This is a genomic window from Pseudarthrobacter sp. IC2-21 (genome assembly GCF_034048115.1).
GTDB classification, from domain to species: Bacteria; Actinomycetota; Actinomycetes; order Actinomycetales; family Micrococcaceae; genus Arthrobacter; species Arthrobacter naphthalenicus.
In genome coordinates this window covers 400,712-422,092 of the sequence record NZ_CP139145.1, presented here as the reverse complement: position 1 = coordinate 422,092, position 21,381 = coordinate 400,712, and the positions used below count along the sequence as shown (strand labels likewise).

The following is a 21,381-nucleotide window of genomic DNA, read 5'->3' as shown; positions in this document are numbered from 1 at the left end:
AGTGTGATGTTGCCGCGCGCAGGGATGTCGCCACAGACCGCGGAAGACGGCGGTGCCCGTCCCCGCCTGGTAGTGCTCCGTGCCCTGGGTCTGGGCGATCTCCTCGTCGCTGTTCCCGCCTTGCATGCCCTGCGCAGGGCCTTCCCGCACCATCACCTGCTCTACGCGTCCCCTGAATGGCTGGCCGATGCCGTTGAGCTGGTGGGCGGTTATGGACTGCTGCCTGTCCGCGGCCTGGATGAGCCCCTCCCCCTTCCGCGCGGATCAGTGGATATCGCCGTTAATCTCCATGGCAAGGGCCCGCAAAGCACAGCCTTGCTCCAGGAGGTCAGACCCAGGCTGGTCGTGGCGCACCATGGCAGGGGCGTGGACGGGCCGGGCTGGGTGGAAGACCTCAACGAGCGCGCCAGATGGACCCGCCTCCTGCAATGGCACGGGATCGCCGCCGACCCCCACGACGTGAGCCTGGACGTCCCCCCGATAGCGGCACGGGTTGCCGGTGCAACCGTGATCCATGTGGGCGCGGCCTTTGCCAGCCGGCTTTGGCCGGCAGACCGGTTTGCCAAGGTGGCCAGGCGCCTGTCTGACAACGGCCACCGCGTCGTTTTTACCGGAAGCAGCCAGGAGCGCAGGCGCGCACTGGAAATCTGTGACCAGGCCGGATTAGCGGGCAGCGCCGTGCTGGCGGGCAGCCTGCAGCTGCGGGAGTTCGCCGCCTGCGTTGCTGCCGCGAGGCTGGTCATCTCTGCCGACACCGGGGCGGCACATCTGGCCTCTGCCTACGGCCGCCCCTCGATTGTGCTTTTCGGCCCGGTTGGCCCCGGACGCTGGGGGCCGCCTCCTGGCCCTCATGTGGTTTTGACGCGGGACGACCTGCGCCGCGGTGACCCTTTCGCGGACAGCCCGGATCCGGCGTTGCTGGGCGTGACGGTGGAGGATGTGTTGCTGGCGGCGGCCGGGCTGCCGCCCGAACCCTGATCGTTCTCCACGGGCCGGCTGCTGTCCAGGAGCCGGCGCTGCAGGTCCACGAGGACACGTGCCAAGCGCCGCGAAACCTGCATCTGGGTCATGCCGAGCCGCTTGCCGAGTTCCACCTGCGTCTCCTCGCAGAAGTACCGGCGGTACAGCAGCTCCCGGTCTGCGGCGTTCAGTTCCCCCATGGCCACGCGCAGGCAGGAGAGTTCCTCCAAGCGTTCAAGGGGCGTGTCGGCGCAGGCAAGGACCTCGGAAGCCGGCAGTGCCCCGCCATGGGGAGGGACGGCGTCGAGCGAGTCAGGGTGGAGGCTGCTGGCAGCGCTGATGGCCTCCAGCACCTCGCCGGATTCCACCTCCAGGTGTTGGGCAAGTTCGGAAACCTTGGGAGTCCGCCCGAGCGCCTGGGTGAGTTCCGGCTCTGCCCGGAAGAGCCGGGAGCGTAAATCCTGGATGTGCCGCGGCGGCCGGACCATCCAGCTGCGGTCCCGCAGATACCGTTTGAGTTCGCCGGTGATGGTGGGAGCGGCGTAGGCGGGGAAACTGTCCCCTTTGCTGCGATCGAAGCCCTTCGCGGCCTTCACCAGGCCGAGGTAGGCCACCTGGTTCAGATCCGCCCGTTCGCGGCCGCGGGCTTCGAAGCGTGCGGCCAGCGCTTCAGCGAGATCCAAGTAATCCAGGACCAGCCCGTTTTCAAAGGCTTCCCGGAGCTTTCCCCCTTTGGAGATTGGCGCTTGGGTGGTGGCGGGCGCTCCGGTGGGGGCGGGCGTTTCCGGCGCCGGCTCGGGAGGTTGTTGCGGCGGCTGCCCGGCCGGCCGCTGCGGGCACTGAGCAGGCGGCAGAGCGGGGTGAAGAACCGGGGGCAGCGCGCGGGAAGGAGCGGTATTTCGGGCAAGGACAGCGAGGAGTTCGGGCATTGTCAGCGTCCTCCGGGTGATGATCCGAAAGCCTGTGGCAAGACTTAGAAGTAGGAAATCATAAGCCTGCTTATAAAACAATGCTTGCGGGGCAGTTGACCGATTCGCCGGCCAACCACCCCGCAGGAACTGCTATAAAGATCTTTGGGTATCCACGCGCCTAGATCGCGGAGCCCGGCGTGTCACCCTCGGTCCGTTCGCGGCGCCGCCGAAGCTCCTCAGCCTGGACACGCTCGGAACCTTCCACCTGCTGGGTCTCCGCCAAATTTTCCGCCCGGGGCTCGGCCTGCCTGGTACCGCCGACGGCGCCCTCGGCCGCTTCCCTGCGGCCATCCGGGTAGGACTCCCGACGGAGATCGCCATGCGTATCCCGGTCCACAGCGTCCCGCCTCGTGGCGTCCTGGCCCATGGCACCCTCCCGGTTAACAGCGTCGCGGCTCATGCCATCGTCCCGGCCGACAGCCTCCCGGCCGAGGTCGGCGCTGTGACCCATGCGGGTGTCGGCATGCCCATCCCGCCCCATGGCGTCCCGGTCCACATTGCCCCGGCCGCGGCCCGCGTCCCCGTCCGCACGAACATCCGGATCAATGGAGTTGGCCTTTTCGGTATGCCTCGCCACATCCTCGCGGAGGGAGCGCGCATCATTGGACTTCTGCTCGGCTTCCTGCTTGAGCCGCGCGGCCTGAACCTGGGCCTGTTCCGCGTCCGCGCGGGCCCGGCTCGCGCGGGCTTCCTTCTCACGCGCATCAAGCTCAACCTCTTCGGCCTTCCGGCGTATTTCAGCGGCTTTTTGGCGGTTGGCCTCGTCCCGCTTCTGCTGCATTGCCCGGCGCCGACGGCCCGTCACCAGGAAAACAACGATAAGGACCACCACAACAATGCCAATAACAACCCAAACCCAGGGTGCAATGTCCAAGCTACCCACCTCTTTCCATTCGCTTCGACCGGGCCATAACGCCGAAAATACCGACAGCTCGGACCCGCTGATTGGTTACTCGTTTGAAATTAACCAGCAAGGGTACTTATGTTCTATTAGTAACCATGCTTACTATTTTACGGCCAGCATGGCTGGTTCTTGATCAACAACCGGCCTTCTTTGGAAAGAGAGAGCGAAGATGACAGAGAACCAACGGCCAGAGGACCCGGCATTTACGGCTTCTCCAGGCCTTTCCGGCTCCACAGAAGAATCCAGCTTCACCACGGAACGCAGCCCCAGCACCTTCCCGCCTGCCGCCACAACGGGCTCCGTGGCACCCCCGCCGGCGGCCCCTGCCCCCACCGGCGCCGGAGCGGGCGGGTCCCGCACCGATGCGGCCAAGGACGAGGCAGCAGACGTCGCCCGGACCGCAGCAGATTCAGCCCAGAACGTGGCCGAGGCCGCCAAGACCGAAGCAGCAAATGTCGCATCGGAGGCGAAAGCAAACGCGAAGGACCTCCTCCACCAGGCACGCAGTGACCTCACTGATCAGGCCGGCGCGCAGCAGCAGAAAGTTGCCAGTGGCCTGCGCTCAATTTCGGAAGAGTTGCATTCCATGGCCCGCGCATCAGACCAGCCAGGTGTTGCCTCAGACCTGGTCCGCCAGGCCGCGGAGCGGTCCAGTTCCGTGGCGGCATGGCTTGACGGCCGCGATCCCGGCTCGCTTCTGAACGAGGTCAAGAGCTTCGCCCGGCAGCGCCCCGGAACCTTCCTGCTCCTTGCCGCCGGAGCCGGCGTGCTGGCCGGCCGGCTCACACGCAGCCTCAGCGCCGGCGCCCCGGAGTCAGCAAAGGGCTCCACGGGTGCGCGTTACGCCGAAACCGGCGGCCAGCACGTGGCAGGCCCCGGCGGCTACGCACCGTCCGGCGATGCGTACACGGGAACCGGCGGTGCCTACACACCTGCGGCCGGCGGTACCGTCCAGCCTCCGCCCGTTCAACTCCCCGGTCCGGCCACCACCACAGCAGGGTTCGACGGCGGCGCGCCGGGAAGCAGCTTTGGTGAGCCTGCCCGTCCCGCCAGCCCCTTGGACAGCCCCCAGCTTGCGGAAGAGCCGTGGTCCGATAACCGCCTCGCGGACGATCCCCTGCGGGAGCGGGAGCTCGCTGACGATCCCATGGCCAATGACCCGCTGACGCGGGACCGCTCCGCGGACGGCCAGAACGGCAGGTTGTGATGAGCAGCCAGATTCCGGAGCCGCCTCCCTCGGAGGCGCATGTGAAGGCGGACAACACCTCGCTCGGTGACCTGCTCGGAGAGGTCACCCGCGACCTGTCCACCCTGATGCGCCAGGAAGTCGAGCTCGCCAAGGCCGAACTCAAAGAGTCCGCCACCAAAACCGGCAAAGGCGGCGGCATGCTCGCCGGCGCCGGCGTCGCCGGACACTTCGTCCTGCTCTTCCTCTCGATCGCCCTCTGGTACGCCCTTGGCGAGCTGATGGGACTGGGCTGGTCCGCCGTCGTCGTCGCCGTGATCTGGGCCATCATCGCCGCGATCCTGGCCTCCGTGGGCCGCAAGGAACTCAAAGCGGTCAAGGGCCTGCCCCAAACCAGCCAGACCCTCTCAGAAATCCCCCCAACCCTGAAACCCGGTGAGGTAAAACGATGAGCGAGAACCCGGACGCAATCCGTGCAGACATAGAAGCAACCCGCGCCCGCCTGGGCACCAACGTTGACGCCGTCGCGGACAAAGTCACCCCGTCCAACATCGTCCACCGCCAAACCGACAAAGTCAGGGAAGCGGTGTTCGGAGTGAAGGAGAAGGTCATGGGAACCAACGACACCACCCCCGCTTACACCAACGCCTACACCGGCCAGCGCGTGGGCCAGGGAACCGGGCACGGCGCCGGGGACACCCTTCACAACGCCACCGACGCCGTCTCGGCAAAGTTCAGCGACGCGGGCGAGGCCATCGGCGACGCCCCGCACCAGGTCAAAGCCAAAACCCAGGGCAACCCCCTGGCCGCCGGCCTGATCGCGTTCGGCGCCGGGATGCTGCTCTCCTCCCTGATCCCCGCCAGCGAGAAAGAACGCGAAGCTGCCGACGCCCTGAAGACCGCCGCCGAGCCCATGACCACCGAGCTGACCGAGGCCGCCAAAGACATGGCCCAAGGACTCAAGGAACCAGCCCGCGAAGCCATGGAAAACGTCAAGGCCACCGCCACCGACGCCACCCAGAACGTCAAAGCCGAAAGCCAACTCGCCGCAGCCGACGTCAAAGACCGCGCCGCCGACGCCAAGGACACCGTCCAAAACACGTGACCGGTACAGATACCCCCATGCAGCATCACAGTCAGGCCGGTCCCCCCGTTCCGGGAGGGCCGGCCTGGTCATTAACAACCTGAGAGGACACCTCATGGCCGCTCATGATTCATCCGAAACCAGCACCGCCAAGGCGGGCCAGGCCCCGGCACCTGACGATGCCCGGAAGCCCGGCAGCCCCACCGATGTCACCAAACCGTCCTGGAAATACATCGCCAAAAAGACCCTGCGGGAATTCTCGAAGGACCAATGCCCCGACCTCGCAGCGGCACTTACGTACTACTCAGTGCTGTCGATCTTCCCCGCCCTGTTGGCGCTGGTATCCCTCCTCGGGATCTTCGGGGATCCGCAAAAGACCACGTCCGCCCTGCTCGACATCGTCCAGGGTGTCGCCCCCGGCCAGACCGTCGACACAATCCGCCCGGTGGTCCAGGACCTCGCCAGCTCCTCCGCCGCCGGCCTGACCTTTATCCTGGGCCTCCTCACCGCCGTCTGGTCCGCCTCCGGCTACGTCGGGGCATTTGGCCGGGCGATGAACAGGGTCTACGAGATCGATGAAGGCCGGCCGTTCGTGAAGCTGCGCGGCACCATGCTGGGCGTCACCGTCGTGAACCTGCTGATCGTCGTCGTGATTGCGGCGATGCTCGTGCTAAGCGGCCCGGTGGCAGAATCCGTGGGGAACCTGATCGGGCTCGGGGGCGCCTTCCTGACCGTCTGGAACATCGTCAAATGGCCGGTGATGCTCGTCCTGATCATTGTGGCGATCGCCATTCTCTACTACGCCACCCCCAACGTAAAGCAGCCGAAGTTCCGTTGGATGAGCATGGGCTCCGCCATTGCGCTGGTGGTGTTTCTGCTGGCTTCGCTGGCCTTCGGTTTCTACGTCTCCTACTCGAACAGCTATAACAAGACCTACGGCGCAATCGGCGGTGTGATCGTCGCCCTGCTGTGGCTCTGGATCCTGAACATGTCCCTGCTGTTCGGAGCCGAGTTCGACGCCGAGACGGAGCGGGGAAGGCAGCTACAGGCCGGGATCGAGGCTGAGGAGACCATCCAGCTGCCGCCGCGGGATACCAAGAGAAGCGACAAGCTGCAGAAACAGGAAGAGGAAGACGTCCGGCTCGGCCGTGAACTGCGCGAGAAGCACAACGCCGAGAACGGACAGGATGCGCAAAGTCCGGCGCGGGAACGGGACTAGGCAGGACCCCCGGGATGGGAGAAAATTGTTTTGTAGATCCTGTGGGTTTCCCGGGCGGTCAGTGACCAGCAATCAGAGGCCGGCAGTCCGGGGTGAAGCGGGGTCGGCGGCGAGGTGGCCTCTTCTGAGACCGAGGCCAGTCCCCCCAGTCGTCGTCGGCCCCCCAAGGCTTTATTTGTGTCCCGTGTCGAACTCGGGTCAGCCTGCCATGGCCGGGTCAGCCTTCCATGGCCGGCGCGGGCTCCTGGGTGAGAGAGCGCAGATAGGCCGCGAATCCTTGGGGTGCGCGGGCATCGGTCCGTCCTGAGGTCCGTACCCGGAGGGTGTCCGTGGACCACACCGCGGCACCATGCTGGCGGAGCCGCTCCACCAATGCCCGGTCCTCGTGAGAGCGAAGACGCGGAAACCCGCCGGCCATCACATAGGCGGAGGCCCGCACGCCCAAATTCGCGCCGTGCACGTGCGCATGGTTCTCGCCCAAGTGGTGCCGGGCATGCCAGCGCCTCAGGAGTTCGCTTTCGGTGCCTTCCGGGTCCGGTTCCACGGTGCCGAGCACGGCATCCGCACCGCCGTCGGCCAGCTCCAGCTGGCGCAGCAGCCAGCCCTGCGGGACACAGGAATCGGCGTCCGTGTTGGCCAGCCAGAGCTGCGGCGACGCATAGGGCAGGCCCTGCCGGGTGCTTGCCAGCAGGGCGGCGCGGTTGCCGGCCCGCCGGCTTCCCCCCACATTGCGGAACGTAATCTGCAAGAGACTGATGCGGCTGTCTTCCGCAGCCAGGTCTGCCGCGACTGCCGCGGAACCGTCGGTGCAGCTATCCAGCGCCACAAGGACGGAGACAGCGGTGTCCGGCCGGTTCACCCGCAGGGCGTCGGACGCTGAGAGCACCGCAGCGAGGGCCCGCGGGAGGAGCTGCTCCTCGTTGTGGACCGGAATGACCACGGCCACCTGCGTTATTCGCCCCACATCAGCCATCGGTCGAACCGGAATCGCCGGGAGCAACGAAAGTCTCGAGCACAAAATCCCGTTCCTGGTACAGCGCTGCCGTCCCCCAGCGCAGGGCGCTCCGGGCAGCCGCGTGCACCGAATCGCCGTCGAGCTCCCACCCTGAGATCGGGTGCCGCCAATGGCACAGCAGCAGCGTGCCACCCGGGGCCATGGACGATTTGATCCGTCCCAGCACCTGATCCAGTTCCGACGGCGCAAGGTAGTAGCCCACTTCGGAGACCACCACCAGGTCGAAGCTGCCCTCGGGCCACTCACCGGGCAGGGTGAGCTGACGGGTGGTGACGCCGGGAAAGGGTGCAAGACGCTCGGCGGCGAGTTTCAGGGCGGTGCTGCTGGCGTCAACAGCCACGAGCCTGGCACACCTGCCAGCCAGCTCCTCGGTCAGGGTTCCGATGGAACAGCCAATTTCCAGGCCCGACTCATACCCTTCCCGGGGCAAGGCGGCGAGGGTCAGGCTGCGCTTGCGGCGCTCATACCAGCTGGTGGTGTAGTGCCACGGGTCCCCGGAATTCGCGTGCACCGCATCAAAGATCCGCTGCGCATCCACGCTCGTGTGCGGCGCAACGGCACCGCCGGATTCGCTGCCCGCAGTCTTTGCCGGGGCTGCACGGTGCCAGGCAAAGGTTTCAAAAGGCCGCTCGAAGTGTTTCAGGAAGCCCTCTCCAAGCAGCGCCTCGTCGCCCGCCAAGGCAGACAAGGGACGCGTCTGGCTGCCGTGGGCACCCATGGCGGCTGCCTTGCTTGCCTGCTGTTCAGCGGCGAGGGGAAGCCGCGCCCACGAGCGCCAGACGGAGTCTTCCGGGGAGGCCCACAACCAGTACCAGATGGGATATTCCAGCAGGGCGTGCCCGTCTTCCAGCGCAACCTGCGCGGCAGCGAGGCCGGCGGCCTCATGGTCGGGATGGCCGTCAGCACGGTACGGAGCCACGATCACCAGCTGCTGCGGCGTCCTCGACGGCGCGTCCTGGCCAGGCCGCCGGCTGATGGTTTCCCTCAGCCTCGCGGCGATCTCCGCTGTCCGTTCCTTCAGGCCGCCATCCGGCAGCCCCAGGAACCGCCAGTGCGCGGCCAGCCCCAGGACCTCCATCGCGGCGCCGAATTCCTCAATCCGCGTGGCGGCAAGCTGTTCAGGGGTCACGGTGGTGGAGTCGGGGTGCGAGCCCTCGCCGGCGGTGCAGAGCAGGACGTCCACATCGGCGCCCAGGGAATGCAGCAGCGACAAGAGGCCGCCCGCGCCGAGGGTTTCGTCATCCGGATGGGCCGCGAGCACCACAAAGCTCATGGCACCCAGCTCCTGCGGCCCGAGGGGCAACTCCGCCAATGCCGGCAGCCCGCTCGCAGCCCAGTCCTGTTCGTCCGTGCCCCGGTCCGAATGCGTGAACGTCACCACGGCTGATCCCCGCCAAGCGTCAGTCTTCCCAGCTGGGCATCGTCCCGCATGCCGTGGTGCTGGCGCACATACAGCGCCAGGTCGGCCATGCGCTTGGCATAGGGCTCGTCGAAGGCCAGGGGTCCCGGCCCGCGGTTGGTGCTGACCAGCGAGAGTACACGCTCGACGACGGCGGCTACCGTCCCGCGCACCCGCAACGCTTCGCTCCACGCACTGCGTCCCGCCTCCCGGGTGCCTCCCCCGCCGTCGATCCACTCAGCCGTGCGTCCCAGGTACTGGAGGGTGGAGGTCAGGGTCCGGTCCGCCTCCCCCAGGGCAGCGAGGGCGATCTGGTCAGGTTCCCGTCCGTTCCCGGCCGCGGCCTGCAAGGATTCACGGTAGTCCCTGGCCACGGCCACGGCTCCGCCGAGCCAGCAGGCGGCGACTCCCATGCCGCCCCACGCAAAGCCGGGACGGCTGAAGTACCAGTCATCCCCGCCCACGGGAACAGCCGGCACCCGGCTGAAGTGGACTGTGCCGCTGGGAATTTCCCGCAGGCCGCGCGCCACCCACCCGGGCACCTCGCAGGTCACGCCGTGGTGCCGCAGATCCACGGCGAAGGCGGCCCGGGCCCCCGTTTCGGTATGGGCCGTAATGATGGCACGGTCCAGCAGCGGGGCCAGCGAGCACCACGGCTTGGCGCCGCTCAGCAGGATGCCGTCGCCGTCGGCCTGTGCTTCCAGACGGGTTCCCGGACCTTCGGCCGCAAAAACCCCCCACGCACCGCCGCGTTCGTCCACCGGCCGGCCGGACTGGGCCAGGATGGCCTGCGCATCCAGGTGCGGCTCGAAGATGCGGCCGGCTCCCACGTCAACGCTGGCGACCGAGGCCAGCAACTCCCACAGCAGGCCGGTCTGGCCCTGCCCGGGCTTCGGCCAGCTGGTCCCCGCCTCCCGCGCAAGGGCCAGCAGCGCCGGGGCATCCCCGGCCGCGGAGGAGACGGCGTCGAGCAGGCCATTGTATTGGGCGAGCTCGGATTCGGCTGAGACCAGCCGGACAGGCCGGGGAAGGCTGCGCTCCGCGTTCGCTTCCCGAGCGTGGCCGCCCAGGACTACTTCTCCGCCGGTTCGGTGACCGCCACGGAGGGGGCCATGGTTTCTGCGATGACCATCCACGCCAGCTGTTCCAGCCGCTCGATGGCCGCATGAAGCAGGTCCGCACTGGTGGGATCCTCTTCATCCACCTCGTCGTGGACATCCCGCATGGTCTTGACCGTCCGTTCCAACCTGGCCGTCATCAGCTTGACCGCGTCCTTGGTTGATATCAGCCCGCCGGGAAGTTCCTCCAGCCGGGTGCCTGCTGCTACGGTCTTGCTGCGGCCGTCAGGGAGGGCATGCAAAGCCCGCATGCGTTCGGCCGCCTGGTCGGCGAAAAGGCGTGCACTGGCGATGATCTCGTCGAGTTGCAGGTGGAGGTCCCGGAAGTTGGTGCCCACAACGTTCCAGTGAGCCTGTTTGCCCTGCACGTGGAGCTCCACGAGGTCGGTCAGGACCAGCTGAAGGTTACCGGCGAGGGTGGGTGACGCTTTCATTAAATTCCTCCAGGGCGGGTGTCCGTTCCGGACCGGACTTCGGCCGGACAGTAATTCTAAGCATACTTAGGAAATGCCGGTCACCGGACCCGGGCCAGGGCGAACCCGTCCCACCCTTTGGAGCCGACAGTCTGGATGACGGTGGCATCAAGCTGCGGGTGGTTTCCCATCACCTGCAGTGCGTTGATGATCCCAGGTGCGTTGGCCTCGTCGATGGACGGCTCAAGGACCGCGCCCTCCCACACGGCGTTGTCCAGCACCACCACCGTTCCGGGGCGGCCCAGCCGCACAGCCCAGTCGAGGTAGTCGGTGTTGTGTTCCTTATCCGCGTCAATGAACACAAAGTCAAAGGGCTCGTGTCCCTCTGCGTGCAGCGCCGCCAAGGTGTCCAGTGCTGCGCCCACCCGGATCTCAACCTTGTGGCCGAGCCCGGCCGCTGCCACGTTGGCCCGGGCAATGTCCGCGTGTTTCGGGAGGTATTCGCACGTCACCAGCTTGCCGCCATCGGGCAGTCCCCGCGCCATCCAGATGCTGCTAAAGGCCGCCAGCGTCCCGATCTCCAGCACCCGCCGGGCGCCCGAGATCTGCACCAGGAGCTTGAGGAACTTGCCGGCGTTGGGCGTCACCTCGATGGGAGGCATCCCGGCCTCGACGGCGGAGCTGACGGCCCGCTGCAAAGCCTCGTCGGGGTGAACCACCGTTGCCGTGAGGAATTCTTCGACCGCCACCCAGTCCGGCCGGGTCTTGTGCTCAAACATGGCCACAGTCTGGCACGCGGCTACGAAAGGGTCTAGGAACCGTCCGAAAGGGCCTTTTCGAGGCGTTCCACCTTGGCTTTGAGCTCACCGGTGTAACCGGGGCGGATATCGGCCTTGATGACCAGCGAAACCCGGCTGCCGAACTGCCCCACGGCCTCGGTGGCGCGCTTGACGACGTCGAACACTTCGTCCCACTCGCCCTCGATGGTGGTGAACATCGAGTCGGTCTGATGCGGCAGGCCCGAGTCCCTGACAATTTTCACCGCAGCCGCGACCGCGTCATGGACTGACGCGTCACCGGGGCGGGTTCCGTCGGCCGGCGTACCGGACGGGGCAACAGAAAATGCAAGCAACATAGGCCAAGTCTGCCATGCGGCAGGACAGGGCAAACCAGCCGCCCGCCCCGGTGAACGTCACATAACCGCCTACCCTCCGGTAACCACGTTCGCGGCCTGCCGCGTTGCTAACCTGAACGAATGAGCATTGCTGTCGTCCGCAAGCCACTACGCGCAGACGCTGCCCGGAACGTGGACAAGATCATCCTGGCCGCCCGCCAGTGCTTCCGCGAGCACGGCCCGGACGTCCCCCTCCAGACCATCGCCGCGACGGCCGGAGTCGGGCCCGCCACCCTGTTCCGGAACTTCGCCGATAAGGAAGAACTTGTCCTGGCGGCCCTCAACCGGCAACTCCGGGAGACAGTGGACCCCGTCATTGAGGAGGCTGTGGCGGGCATGGACGCCGCCGCGGGACTGCTCCGGGTCATCGAGGCGATCATGGCCGCTGCCAGCGCAGACGCGAACCTCCTCGGTGCCGTGGCGGGGCGCCGCGAACTCCTTACCGGGATTTCCGGGTCGCTGATGGAATCCATTGGCGTCCTCCTGGTCCGCGGCCAGGGACAGGGCACGCTCCGCCCGGACATTTCGCTGACAGACATGTTCCGCCTGCTCGCCATGCTGATCGGGGTGGTGGACACCATGGAACCGGGGTCAGATGCCTGGCGCCGGCCCGTGGCGCTCATCGAGGATGCCATCCGCACCGAACGGACCGGGCGTCCGCTGCCCGCCTTCGTCCCGCTGCCCGTTTCGCAGCTCCAAGGCCCGCAGTTCCACTGACCGTTCCACCCGGACGTTGGGGCCGCGAATTTCGGGCGAACAGTGCATTGAGAGTCCTGAGCAGTTGCCTTAGACTCGAACTGGGTTACGCAGCCAGCCTCTGAAACCACCAGAGGAGACGAAAAATGCACCACTCTCTTGGCACTCCCCCGGAAATCGTGAGGCGGCCATGAATCACTCGAAGCTCTCCCAGGTCATCAACGATCCGCGCGGACCGGAAGAAGTCCTTCCCACGTTGCCGGCGGAAGAGCTCGCGAATCTGCTGGACGCTTTGTACCAGAACCTCGACACACCTGCCCCTGATCTCGGCGCGCAGGTTTGGTACGAGCTGGCCGTTGAAGAAAGCGCCCGCCGCACCGCCCCTCCCGAGGATGAACAGTCCGCCTAGCCGACTGTGCCCAGGTCCGCGACTGACCCGGACCCAACCGTAAACCTCCACTGTTCGGACCCGAAGGCCCGCCGGCTACGCGTGAGAATCGCGTTCAGCCGCCGGCGCCTCCGGGTCCCTTTGATGCGGGACATGCTCTTTGGCGTCCCTCAGATGCTGCTGCAGCTTCTCCTCCGCGTCACGACGGCGCCGGGAAGTATCCCGCATTTCCCGCGTGGCTTCTGACGCGCTCGTGTCATAAATGGGCCGTGACTTCGGTTCCAGACCCTTGTGATCGGCTGCGCCTTGGGCCTCCGGTCGCTGGTGCTGCGCCTGTTCGTTCATAACCTGGCTCCTCTCCGGCCGCGACCCTGGAGTCACAGCCGAACCTCGTCGGGGGTCAGTCGTTGGACGATGACGCTTCCCTGTTGTTGAGCTCGGCCCGGACCGCCGCATGCAAGGCGGCCATGCCTGGCTCCTGAGTGACATCCAAGGCCAGTCTTATGTGTTCCGAGAGGATGTCAAGGTCCTCCGGCGGTAAGTCGGCCATGGACCTGAACCGGGTGAAGAAACGCTTGACCGGCAGGCCAGCGCGCCATCCGCCTGCCGTGGGGTGGCGGGGTTTGCCTGGTCTGGTACGGGCTACATGCAGCTTTATTTCCATGGTCGGTGCTCTCGGGAGAATCCATGGCCAACTGCATAGCCAGAATCATGCTACAGCGATTGTGCGCCGCACCACTAGGTTTTGCGCTCAGTTCCAGCCAGTTAAACCGCTCAGTTCCATCCGACTAAACGCAGCAGGCCGGCGGCTGCAGCGCCCACAACCACCACCAGCAGGAACGGCGCCCGGAAGGCCAGCGCAATGGCGGCCGCGGCGAGCGCTCCCAACCGCGCATCAGCTGCCAGGGCCTGCCCGGAGGCCACCGTATTGACCACCGTAAGGGAGGCAAGGAGGCCGATGGTCATGGTTCCGGCCACCCGGGACATCCGCGGGTCTTCCAGGAGCTTTGCGGGGACCAGGTAGCCCATCAGTTTCCAGGCATAGGCCAGGATGCACGCCAGCAGCAGCCAGAACCAGAGGTTCATGCGTCTGCCTCCCTCGTGGTGCCGTGCCTATGGGTCTCCTGGTAGGGATCCACATCCGGTTCCAAGCCTTCATCGCTGCGGCCATGGCTGAACCAGCCGATCACCGCGGCCACCAGCGCCGCAACGAGGATGGGTACGCCGGCTGGAACGAACGGCACGGCGAGGACGGTGGCCAGTGCACAGGCCACCGCGATCGCCGCAGGTTCGAACCCCTTGAGCCGGGGCCACAACAGGGCGAGGAAGGCGGCCACCGCTGCCCCGTCAAGGCCCCACTGCTTCGGGTCTCCCAGGCCGCTGCCGGCGAAGGCACCGATCGCGGTGAAGAGGTTCCAGAGCACGTAGATGCCAATGCCCGCGGTCCAGAACCCGCGTCGCTGCTCGGCAGGATCGGTCTGACCCGTGCTGGTGGCCGTTGACTCGTCAATGGTGACCTGTGCTGCGACGTACCGCCGCCACCCTGCCGGACGCAGGAGCGCATTCAACTGCATGCCGTAGATGCCGTTGCGCATGCCAAGGAGGGTGGCCGCACTCATCGCCGCGATGCCGGAACCGCCACCCGCCACCACGCCGATGAACGCGAACTGGGAACCTCCGCTGAACAGCAGGAGACTCAGCGCCATGGTCTGCCAGAAATCCAGGCCGGACGTGACGGACAGGGCGCCGAAGGAAATGCCGTACAGACCGGTGGCGATGCTGATGGACAGACCCACCCGAACGGCAGGCGAGGCGAGAAGCTTCACTGCCGCGTCCGGGCCGGGACGCCCCGCAGGCTCCATGCCCACAGGATGAGCGGGACCTGCAGGGGAAGCCTGGCGGTATGCGCCCGGCGCTCCGTGGGCGTGCCCGTGGGGCCATAGGCGCGGCGGAGGGCTGCCACGTGGCCGGCCAGGAACACCGTGAACATGCCGCTGACGGCGGTGGCCGCCGCCCGCCGCGTGGCCGGGATCAGGAGTACGACGGCGGCACCCGCCTCCAGCAGTCCGCTCACCGCAATCCATTCCAGCCGGGTCATAACAGCCAAAGGCCGCCCGCCGCCGTCGTGCGGTGCGTCAGTGGAACCCGCACTGCTTGGGCCCGCACTGCCCGGGTCCGCGCCTGGATCCGCGCTGCCGGGGCCAAGGCGGGGCGCCTCGGGGTCATTGCCCGGAGCGTCGCGGCAGAGGTAGTCCGGGACAACCTGCGCGAAGAAGCGCGGTTCGCGGAAGTGCTTCATGGCACTGGTCAGCAGCAGTGCGCTCAGTGCTCCTGTGGAGATGGTTTGGACGGCCCGGCCGGACCAGCGAAATGGCATGGCTCCACTCAATCACAGCGGAACGTCCGCTGCTAAAAGCCGCCATTCAGCCGGTGGCGGAGGCCCGGGTCAGGACGGCAGCGGGGCCTGTTGGCTGCCCGACCGGAGCTGGGCCAGCACCCTGGCTGGTTTGTTGGTGGTGATCTCGTGGACGCCCAGTCCCTGGCACAGGGCCACATCGCGTTCCGTGTCCACAGTCCAGACACGGAAGCGGCGGCCGGATTCGAGCCAGCGCTGGACGGTCCGGGCGTGCTCGCGGATGTACATGATCCCCGGGCCGGCGAGCCCTACCTCGCAGTCGTCAAGAATTCTTTCGCCTTCAAGCTGGGCCGACTTCATCACGTTGGCGACGGCGGCGCCCGCCAGCGTTCCCAGGCTCAGTTCGTCCCGGATTTCATCGACGTCGATGTCGTCCACCAGTTGGCAGATATGCGCGGCCGTGACCTTCTTCAGCAAATGCTTGACCGAGTCCGGGCTGAAGCTCATAAACGAGACACTGATGTTGTCCACGGTGGAGGTCGCGGGGTCCCAGCCTTCATTGTGGAGCACCTCAAGCACCCGGTCCTCCAGCTTCAGCTGATAGGGACTGGGGTGTTTGAGTTCGATGGCCAGCCCGATGGGCCGGCCGGCGCCGCGGAGGATGTCCAGGAGTTCCGGCAGGGTCAGCAGCTGCTCCGAGCGGGCGCCGTACTTTTCCGGAATCCGGACGCCTTTCCACGACGAAAAGTCCAACAGCCGCAACTCTGCCAGCGTTCGGTCCGCCACCGGGCCGGTCCCGTCCGAGGTGCGGTCCAGGTTGGCGTCATGGAGCAGCACCGCGTGCTGATCGCGTGTGAGGTGGATATCGCACTCAACCCCGTCGGCGCCGTCGGCAATGGCCTGGAGGTACGCAGCGCGGGTGTGTTCGGCAAAGGCGGCACTGGAGCCCCGGTGGGCGTACACCAGGGGCCGGTCCGGAACAGACTCGTCGAATGTCATGAGGACACGCTAGCGGAACAGGCCCTGACGTACGCGACTAGGCTGGGCTCATGCAGGTGAACTCTGAGCCAACTACCCGTCAGTCTCCATCCCGGCCCCCGCGTGCGGACCCGCTGAGGGCGAAGAACGGGGCCGCCGTCGTCGGTCAGCACCTCAGTGCCGGCGACGCTGAAAAGGCGGCGGCGCTGCGGAAGATGAAGCTGGTGGCGCTGGGCCTGCTCATTGGCATGGCCGTCATTTTTGTCTTCGCGTTCGCGCTGCAGAAGGAGTACCCGTGGCTGCAGTATGTCCGCGCCGCGGCTGAGGGCGGCATGGTGGGCGCGCTGGCCGACTGGTTCGCCGTGACCGCACTGTTCAAGTACCCCATGGGCATCAAGATCCCGCACACCGCCATTATCCCGCGCCGCAAGGACCAGATCGGGGCGTCACTGGGCGAGTTTGTTGAGACCAATTTTCTGTCCGAGCAGGTGGTCCAGGAGAAGCTCGCGTCGGTGGACGTAGCCCGGAAGGCCGGCGCGTGGCTGTCCGGTCCCGGCGGCGCCGAGCGCGTGGCCAAGGAAGGGGCCGCGGTCATCCGCGGCGCCTTCAAGGTACTCAACGACGACGACGTGCAGGCCGTGATCGAGTCGATGGTCCGCAAGCATCTGCTCACTCCGCCGTGGGGGCCTCCGGTGGGACGCCTCGCTGAGCGGATCTTCGCTGACGGACACCACCACACCCTGGTGGACCTGCTCGTGGACCGGACGGTGGACTGGGTCCGGGACAACCACGAAACGGTGAGCCGGCTGGTGTCTGACCGGTCCCCGCAGTGGGTCCCGCAGTTCGTGGACGGGCTCGTGGGCGACAAGGTGTATGTCGAAATCCTCAAGTTCACCAAGGCCGTCCAGGCCGATCCGCAGCACCAGGTCCGGCAGTCCATCGACACCTACCTGACGTCGCTCGCGCAGGACCTGCAGCACGACCCCGTGATGATCGCCCGGGCCGAAGGCATTAAGGCGCAGGTCCTGGGCGATCCCGAGGTCCGGGAGCTGGCGTCCCGCACGTGGGGCACCATCAAGGCTGCGCTGCTCAGCGCCGTAGACGATCCGCACAGCGAACTGACCGTCAAGTTCAAGGCCGCCGTGCACGATTTCGGCACCCGCCTGGTGGTTGATCCCGACCTGGCCGGCAAGGTGAACGCCTGGATCGGCGACGCCGCCGGCTACCTGGTCCGCACCTACCGCTCGGACATCGCCGGGGTCATCACGGACACCGTGGCGCGGTGGGACGCCGAGGAAACCTCACAGAAGATCGAGCTCCAGGTGGGCAAGGACCTGCAGTTCATCCGGATCAACGGCACGGTGGTGGGCTCCCTCGCCGGGCTGGCCATCTTCAGCGCGGCCCACCTGGTGTTCGGCTAGGCGAAGGACTCCAACTCGACACCGGCGGCTTCGAGCCCGGCCCGGACCGCGGTGGCCATCTCTACAGCACCCGGGGTATCGCCGTGGATGCACAGCGAATCCGGCCGGACCTGGACGACGGTTCCGTCCACGGCCACGACCTCCCCCTTGGTTGCGAGCCGAACTGCGCGCTCCACGATGGGGCCGACCTCATGCAGGACGGCGCCCTCATGCGAGCGGGGCACCAGCGTGCCATCCGCCTGGTAAGCCCGGTCCACAAAAGCCTCCACAAAAACCGGGTGTCCGGCTTCCCTGGCCTGGACCAGGAGCTGCGAACCGGGCAGGCCAAGGATGGGGAGCCCTGGGTCGTACGCTTGTATGGCTGCCACCACGGCTGATGCCTGCTCTTCATCGTGCACCAGACGGTTGTAGAGCGCGCCGTGCGGCTTGACGTAGTCAACGGAGGCACCCACGGCATGCGCCACGCCGTCGAGCGCGCCCAGCTGGTACAGCACGTCCCCGAAAAGCTCGTCGAAGGACATGTCCAGGGACCGGCGGCCAAAGCCGGCCAGGTCCCGGTAGCCCACGTGCGCACCCACGGTCACATCGAGCTCGAAGGCGGCGCGGCAGCTGTCGAGCATCGTCACGGGGTCCCCCGCGTGAAAGCCGCAGGCCACGTTGGCGCTGGTCACCAGGGGGAACATCGCGGCGTCATCGCCCATGGTCCACGAGCCGAACGATTCGCCGAGGTCAGCGTTAAGATCCAAGGTTTGTACCCTCCAGGGTGTTGTGGGCCATGCTGGCGTTGTCCGCCGCTGGGGCTTTGAGCTCTCCCGGAATCGTATCGGGCATCGGGCCGAACGCCTCCTTGGCGTTCGCCGCCACCGCCCGGCCCATGATGAGGTTGCCGCCCCCGCCCACCACCGCGCCGATGCCGAACGGCAATGCCCGGCCAATCAGTGCTGAGCCCTGGCGTTTGAGCAGGTTCTTCAGGAAGGCCTTCTGGATCTTGCTCCGGATGGCACCGAAACCCGTGGGCATGGACTTGGACAGCGCGTTTCCCCATACCTTGGTGGGGCTGTTGCCCTTTCCCATGGCCTGCCCGCTCAGCGTTCCAAGCAGGGCGGTCCCTTCCTCACCCAGCATGATGGCCATCACCATGGTGCTGGCCTTGTCCGGGTTGGTCAGGCGGATGCCGTGCAGTTCCGCCAGCGAGGTGGCGTAGAGCGCCGTGGCCTCGAGGAAACCGACGGTGGCCGCGGCCGAGAGCCCCAGCGAGGCCACCGTTCCGACGCCGGGCACAACGGCAGTTGCCCCGACGATCGCGCCGCCGCCGGTCACGGCCCGCAGGTAGTCCCGCTCCAGGATTTCCGCGAGTTTTGCGGCGCTGGCGCGGGGGTGTTTGCGCTGCAGCCGCCGGACATAGGCAAGCACCAATGGCCGCTGGATTTCGACTGCCCTCAGGAGCACGTTGTGGACACCGGGTTTCGGCTTGCCCTCGGCGTCGAACACCGCGTTGTGGGCGGTCTCCTGGGCGATGCGTACTGCGGGATTGCTGCGCTTGGCCATGGTCACCTCTGCTTCTGTAGTACGTCTGGCCGCCGGCTGTTTGGCTGCGGTCCTCCCTTAACACTAAGGGTGCTTTGCACTAAGTAGCGTTCCTGCCGGCCAATCCCCGCCCAGGGGGGCGGAGAAGCGCCAACGCCCGGGCGCGTCAGCCGAGCGCGTGGACGACGGGAAGACTTGCCGTGGGCGGTCCGCCGGGGAAGACCGTGGGCTCGGGGCACTCGAAAGGTTCCAGCACCACGCGGAGCGGCTCCGGGCCGACCCGGAGAATCCGGCCGCGGACATCCACATCCAGCGGGCCGCCGCTGCGGACGCTGAGGGTGAGGGCACCGGCGTCGAGCTCCACCCGCAGCAGGCGGCCGCGGACCTTCAGGTGGAAGGTCAGCGAATCCCATTCAGCCGGAAGCCGCGGATCGAAGAACGGCATGTGGCCCTGGTCCCGAAGGCCGGCAAAACCGCACACCAGCGAACTCCACACGCCGCCGGTGGAGGCAATGTGCACGCCGTCGATGGTGTTGCCGTGGGTGTCATCCAGGTCGATGAACGCCGCGTTGGTGAAGTGGTCCAACGCCGCTTCGGGATGACCCACTTCAGCGGCCATGATCCCCTGCACGCATGCTGAAAGGGTGGAATCGCCGGTGGTGATGGGATCGTAGAAATCGAAGGCGCGGCGTTTTTCCTCCGCGGTGAAGTCCTGCCACTGCAGGAACATGGCCAGCACGGTGTCCGCCTGCTTCAGCACCTGGTGCCGGTAGATCACCAACGGGTGGAAATGCAGCAGCAGCGGGTACTTTGACCTGGGTGTGGTCCAGTCCCAGGGCTCCAGCGTCATGAAGTCGTTATCCTGCGAGTAGACCTCCAGGTCCTCATCGAAAGGCAGCTGCATGCGGTTGGCAGCCTGCACCCAGAGCTGGCGTTCGGCGTCATCGATGGCCGGGTGTTCCACGGCCGCGGCGGCGCTCAGATTAAAGCGGGCCATAACGTTGGTGTACAGGTTGTCGTTGACAACCGCCGTGTATTCGTCCGGGCCCGTGACGCCGTGAATGTGGAAGAGCCCGTCCTTGCCGAAGAAGCCCAGCGACGCCCACATGCGCGCGGTTTCGATTAGCAGCTCGGCGCCCATGCCTTCGCGGAACGCTTCGTCCCCGGTGGCCCACATGTAGCGGCTGGTGGCAAACGCGATGGCCGCGGCGATATGGAACTGTGCCGTGCCGGCGGCGTAGTAGGCGCTGGCTTCCAGGCCGTTGATGGTGCGCCACGGGAAGAGGGCACCGTCCACGCTGAGTTCTTTGGCCCGGATCTTGGCTGCCGGCAGCATGTCGTGGCGGAATTCCAGAACCTGGCGGGCGGCGTCGGGATTGGTGTAGGTGAGGTACGGCAGGAGGTAGACCTCCTGGTCCCAGAAATAGTGTCCCTCGTAGCCTGAGCCGGTCACGCCTTTCGCCGGGATGCCCGCGACGTCAGCCCGGGCAGTCGCCTGTGCCAGCTGGAACAGATTCCAGCGGATGGCCTGCTGGAGCTGGGGCTGGCCGCCCACCACGATGTCGGACGTGGCCCAGTACGCGCGGTAGTGCTCCCGGCTCTCGGTGAAGATGTCCTCCACGGGCCGGAGCCCGGCTTCGGCGGTTTCCGCGGCGTCATGCTCCGAGTCCTGGACGCCCCGGCCGGCGGCGTAGCTGACGCTCTTCTCGAGCCGGAACGGCTCCCCGGCACGCACCGCCAGGACGTACCGGACGCTGCTGTCGTCTTCGCCGGCCACCGTTTCAAAACACTGCTGGCCGGTGGACGTCCAGTGATCCACTGCCATCCCCACGCGCTGCCCGGATTCCGCGGCCTGCCATGAGAGCCGGAGTGAGCCGTCGCCGCCGTCGGTCCTGACGGGAAGCAGGACCCGTCCCGCGTGCCGGCCGGCGCGGCGCGGGTCATGCGCGGAGTGGTCCTCCACCGGCTGGTCCTGGCGGTTGATCACCGATGACGTCACGTCGGCGGAAATCTCGCGGTCCGAGGCGACTTCCAAGGAAATGCCCAGGCTGCCGCGCGAGGCGAAGCCCACCGCCCGGCGCTCGGTGGTGGTCACGGTGGCGCCGGAGCGGCAGTGCCAGGTGACGCGGCATTCGTAGATGCCCGTGGCGAAGTCGACTGCGCGGCGGTAGTCCAGCACGTCTGACTCCGCGAGCGAGAGGGTCTCGCCGTCGATGATGACCGTGAAGTTGTTCGCGTCCGGGATGTAGATGATCCGCTGCCCGGTCCGGGCGAAACCGAACGCGTTCTCCGCATGCTTGATGTCCCAGATTTCGTGCAGGCCGTTGATGAAGCTGCCCGGAAGCTCGGCATCCGACGCGGCCCAGTGGGCACCGCGGATGCCAAGGTGCCCGTTGCCCAGGGCAAAGAGCGTTTCCAGGGTGCCCGCATTGCCCGGTTCGTGGTGTGTTTCCACAAGCTGCCAGGGGGTGTCGGGGAACCGTTCACGGTCAGCGGTGATGAGAGCCATGGTGTTGCGATCCTTTTGGCGTGGTGCTGGGTCTTGGAGGTCTGCGTCGGGCCGGCTGCGCGG

The 21,381-nt window shown here is 66.8% G+C and carries 23 protein-coding genes and 1 pseudogene; 8 read left to right on the top strand and 16 right to left on the bottom strand.

All coding sequences use genetic code 11. The features are described 5' to 3' along the window. Positions 1 to 6 precede the first annotated feature (6 nt). Positions 7 to 978 carry a glycosyltransferase family 9 protein gene (locus SBP01_RS01980; protein WP_414004316.1) on the top strand — a complete coding sequence of 324 codons (972 nt, stop codon included), beginning with the start codon at positions 7 to 9 and terminating at the stop codon, positions 976 to 978. Positions 979 to 1,067: 89 nt separating this feature from the next. Here the strand turns inward: SBP01_RS01980 and SBP01_RS01975 are convergent. Further along, a pseudogene (locus SBP01_RS01975) lies at positions 1,068 to 1,889 on the bottom strand (sigma-70 family RNA polymerase sigma factor); the annotation flags it as partial. A 160-nt stretch (positions 1,890 to 2,049) separates the two neighbouring features. Continuing rightward, a complete protein-coding gene (locus SBP01_RS01970) occupies positions 2,050 to 2,805 on the bottom strand; it encodes a hypothetical protein (RefSeq protein WP_320537305.1) in 756 nt (251 codons plus the stop codon). A gap of 199 nt (positions 2,806 to 3,004) precedes the next feature. Here SBP01_RS01970 and SBP01_RS01965 point away from each other — a divergent pair, with 199 nt between their 5' ends. The 4 genes from SBP01_RS01965 to SBP01_RS01950 all read left to right on the top strand — a co-directional run bounded on the left by SBP01_RS01965 (position 3,005) and on the right by SBP01_RS01950 (position 6,324). Further along, the gene (locus tag SBP01_RS01965; RefSeq protein ID WP_320537304.1) at positions 3,005 to 4,042 is read left to right on the top strand and encodes a hypothetical protein; all 1,038 of its coding nucleotides are present in this window, start codon (positions 3,005 to 3,007) and stop codon (positions 4,040 to 4,042) included. Next, positions 4,042 to 4,473, top strand: a complete 432-nt coding sequence (locus SBP01_RS01960) for a phage holin family protein (protein WP_320537303.1) — start codon at positions 4,042 to 4,044, stop codon at positions 4,471 to 4,473. Before SBP01_RS01965 ends, SBP01_RS01960 begins: the two co-directional genes overlap by 1 nt. Next, positions 4,470 to 5,126: a DUF3618 domain-containing protein gene (locus tag SBP01_RS01955; RefSeq protein ID WP_320537302.1), complete on the top strand. Its 657-nt coding sequence runs from the start codon at positions 4,470 to 4,472 to the stop codon at positions 5,124 to 5,126. Before SBP01_RS01960 ends, SBP01_RS01955 begins: the two co-directional genes overlap by 4 nt. Before the next feature lie 94 nt (positions 5,127 to 5,220). Next, positions 5,221 to 6,324 (top strand): YihY/virulence factor BrkB family protein, encoded by a 1,104-nt coding sequence (locus SBP01_RS01950; protein WP_275213960.1) that lies wholly within the window; start codon positions 5,221 to 5,223, stop codon positions 6,322 to 6,324. Between the two features lie 217 nt (positions 6,325 to 6,541). On the opposite strand, the gene SBP01_RS01945 is transcribed toward SBP01_RS01950, so the two are convergent. The 6 genes from SBP01_RS01945 to SBP01_RS01920 form a co-directional block, all read right to left on the bottom strand. Then, positions 6,542 to 7,297 carry a glycosyltransferase gene (locus tag SBP01_RS01945; protein ID WP_320537301.1) on the bottom strand — a complete coding sequence of 252 codons (756 nt, stop codon included), beginning with the start codon at positions 7,295 to 7,297 and terminating at the stop codon, positions 6,542 to 6,544. After that, positions 7,290 to 8,720 carry a PIG-L family deacetylase gene (locus tag SBP01_RS01940; protein WP_320537300.1) on the bottom strand — a complete coding sequence of 477 codons (1,431 nt, stop codon included), beginning with the start codon at positions 8,718 to 8,720 and terminating at the stop codon, positions 7,290 to 7,292. The genes SBP01_RS01945 and SBP01_RS01940 overlap by 8 nt, the downstream gene beginning before the upstream one ends. Next, positions 8,714 to 9,751, bottom strand: coding sequence for a hypothetical protein (locus SBP01_RS01935; protein WP_414004315.1), 1,038 nt, complete (start codon positions 9,749 to 9,751; stop codon positions 8,714 to 8,716). Before SBP01_RS01935 ends, SBP01_RS01940 begins: the two co-directional genes overlap by 7 nt. A 59-nt stretch (positions 9,752 to 9,810) precedes the next feature. Further along, positions 9,811 to 10,290: a DNA starvation/stationary phase protection protein gene (locus SBP01_RS01930; protein WP_320537299.1), complete on the bottom strand. Its 480-nt coding sequence runs from the start codon at positions 10,288 to 10,290 to the stop codon at positions 9,811 to 9,813. Positions 10,291 to 10,370: 80 nt separating this feature from the next. Beyond that, positions 10,371 to 11,048, bottom strand: coding sequence for an O-methyltransferase (locus SBP01_RS01925; RefSeq protein WP_320537298.1), 678 nt, complete (start codon positions 11,046 to 11,048; stop codon positions 10,371 to 10,373). A gap of 32 nt (positions 11,049 to 11,080) precedes the next feature. Then, positions 11,081 to 11,404 (bottom strand): MTH1187 family thiamine-binding protein, encoded by a 324-nt coding sequence (locus tag SBP01_RS01920; RefSeq protein WP_275213955.1) that lies wholly within the window; start codon positions 11,402 to 11,404, stop codon positions 11,081 to 11,083. Positions 11,405 to 11,524: 120 nt separating this feature from the next. On the opposite strand from SBP01_RS01920, the gene SBP01_RS01915 reads away from it, so the two are divergent. Together SBP01_RS01915 and SBP01_RS01910 are read left to right on the top strand one after the other, a co-directional pair. Then, positions 11,525 to 12,160, top strand: a complete 636-nt coding sequence (locus SBP01_RS01915) for a TetR/AcrR family transcriptional regulator (RefSeq protein WP_275213954.1) — start codon at positions 11,525 to 11,527, stop codon at positions 12,158 to 12,160. 169 nt (positions 12,161 to 12,329) lie between these two features. Then, entirely contained in the window at positions 12,330 to 12,548 is a 219-nt protein-coding gene (locus SBP01_RS01910) for a hypothetical protein (RefSeq protein WP_320537297.1), read from the top strand. Between the two features lie 379 nt (positions 12,549 to 12,927). Here the strand turns inward: SBP01_RS01910 and SBP01_RS01905 are convergent, their stop codons facing one another. The 5 genes from SBP01_RS01905 to SBP01_RS01885 all read right to left on the bottom strand — a co-directional run bounded on the left by SBP01_RS01905 (position 12,928) and on the right by SBP01_RS01885 (position 15,882). Continuing rightward, a complete protein-coding gene (locus SBP01_RS01905; RefSeq protein WP_320537296.1) occupies positions 12,928 to 13,191 on the bottom strand; it encodes a hypothetical protein in 264 nt (87 codons plus the stop codon). A gap of 110 nt (positions 13,192 to 13,301) precedes the next feature. Next, positions 13,302 to 13,613: an AzlD domain-containing protein gene (locus SBP01_RS01900; RefSeq protein WP_275213951.1), complete on the bottom strand. Its 312-nt coding sequence runs from the start codon at positions 13,611 to 13,613 to the stop codon at positions 13,302 to 13,304. Further along, entirely contained in the window at positions 13,610 to 14,389 is a 780-nt protein-coding gene (locus SBP01_RS01895) for an AzlC family ABC transporter permease (protein WP_275213950.1), read from the bottom strand. Before SBP01_RS01895 ends, SBP01_RS01900 begins: the two co-directional genes overlap by 4 nt. Continuing rightward, a complete protein-coding gene (locus tag SBP01_RS01890) occupies positions 14,350 to 14,904 on the bottom strand; it encodes a hypothetical protein (RefSeq protein WP_320537295.1) in 555 nt (184 codons plus the stop codon). The genes SBP01_RS01895 and SBP01_RS01890 overlap by 40 nt, the downstream gene beginning before the upstream one ends. Before the next feature lie 69 nt (positions 14,905 to 14,973). After that, positions 14,974 to 15,882, bottom strand: coding sequence for a glycerophosphodiester phosphodiesterase (locus tag SBP01_RS01885; RefSeq protein ID WP_275213948.1), 909 nt, complete (start codon positions 15,880 to 15,882; stop codon positions 14,974 to 14,976). A 50-nt stretch (positions 15,883 to 15,932) separates the two neighbouring features. On the opposite strand from SBP01_RS01885, the gene SBP01_RS01880 reads away from it, so the two are divergent. Then, complete coding sequence (locus SBP01_RS01880; protein ID WP_320537294.1) at positions 15,933 to 17,282, top strand: DUF445 domain-containing protein; 1,350 nt, start codon at positions 15,933 to 15,935, stop codon at positions 17,280 to 17,282. Here the strand turns inward: SBP01_RS01880 and SBP01_RS01875 are convergent. From SBP01_RS01875 to SBP01_RS01865, 3 genes are all read right to left on the bottom strand, one after another. After that, positions 17,279 to 18,028 carry a LamB/YcsF family protein gene (locus tag SBP01_RS01875; RefSeq protein WP_275213946.1) on the bottom strand — a complete coding sequence of 250 codons (750 nt, stop codon included), beginning with the start codon at positions 18,026 to 18,028 and terminating at the stop codon, positions 17,279 to 17,281. The two genes, SBP01_RS01880 and SBP01_RS01875, sit on opposite strands and share 4 nt — an antisense overlap. After that, a complete protein-coding gene (locus SBP01_RS01870; protein WP_275213945.1) occupies positions 18,018 to 18,830 on the bottom strand; it encodes a hypothetical protein in 813 nt (270 codons plus the stop codon). The genes SBP01_RS01875 and SBP01_RS01870 overlap by 11 nt, the downstream gene beginning before the upstream one ends. 145 nt (positions 18,831 to 18,975) lie before the next feature. Further along, positions 18,976 to 21,318, bottom strand: a complete 2,343-nt coding sequence (locus SBP01_RS01865) for a glycoside hydrolase family 65 protein (RefSeq protein ID WP_320537293.1) — start codon at positions 21,316 to 21,318, stop codon at positions 18,976 to 18,978. Between the last annotated feature and the right edge of the window lie 63 nt (positions 21,319 to 21,381).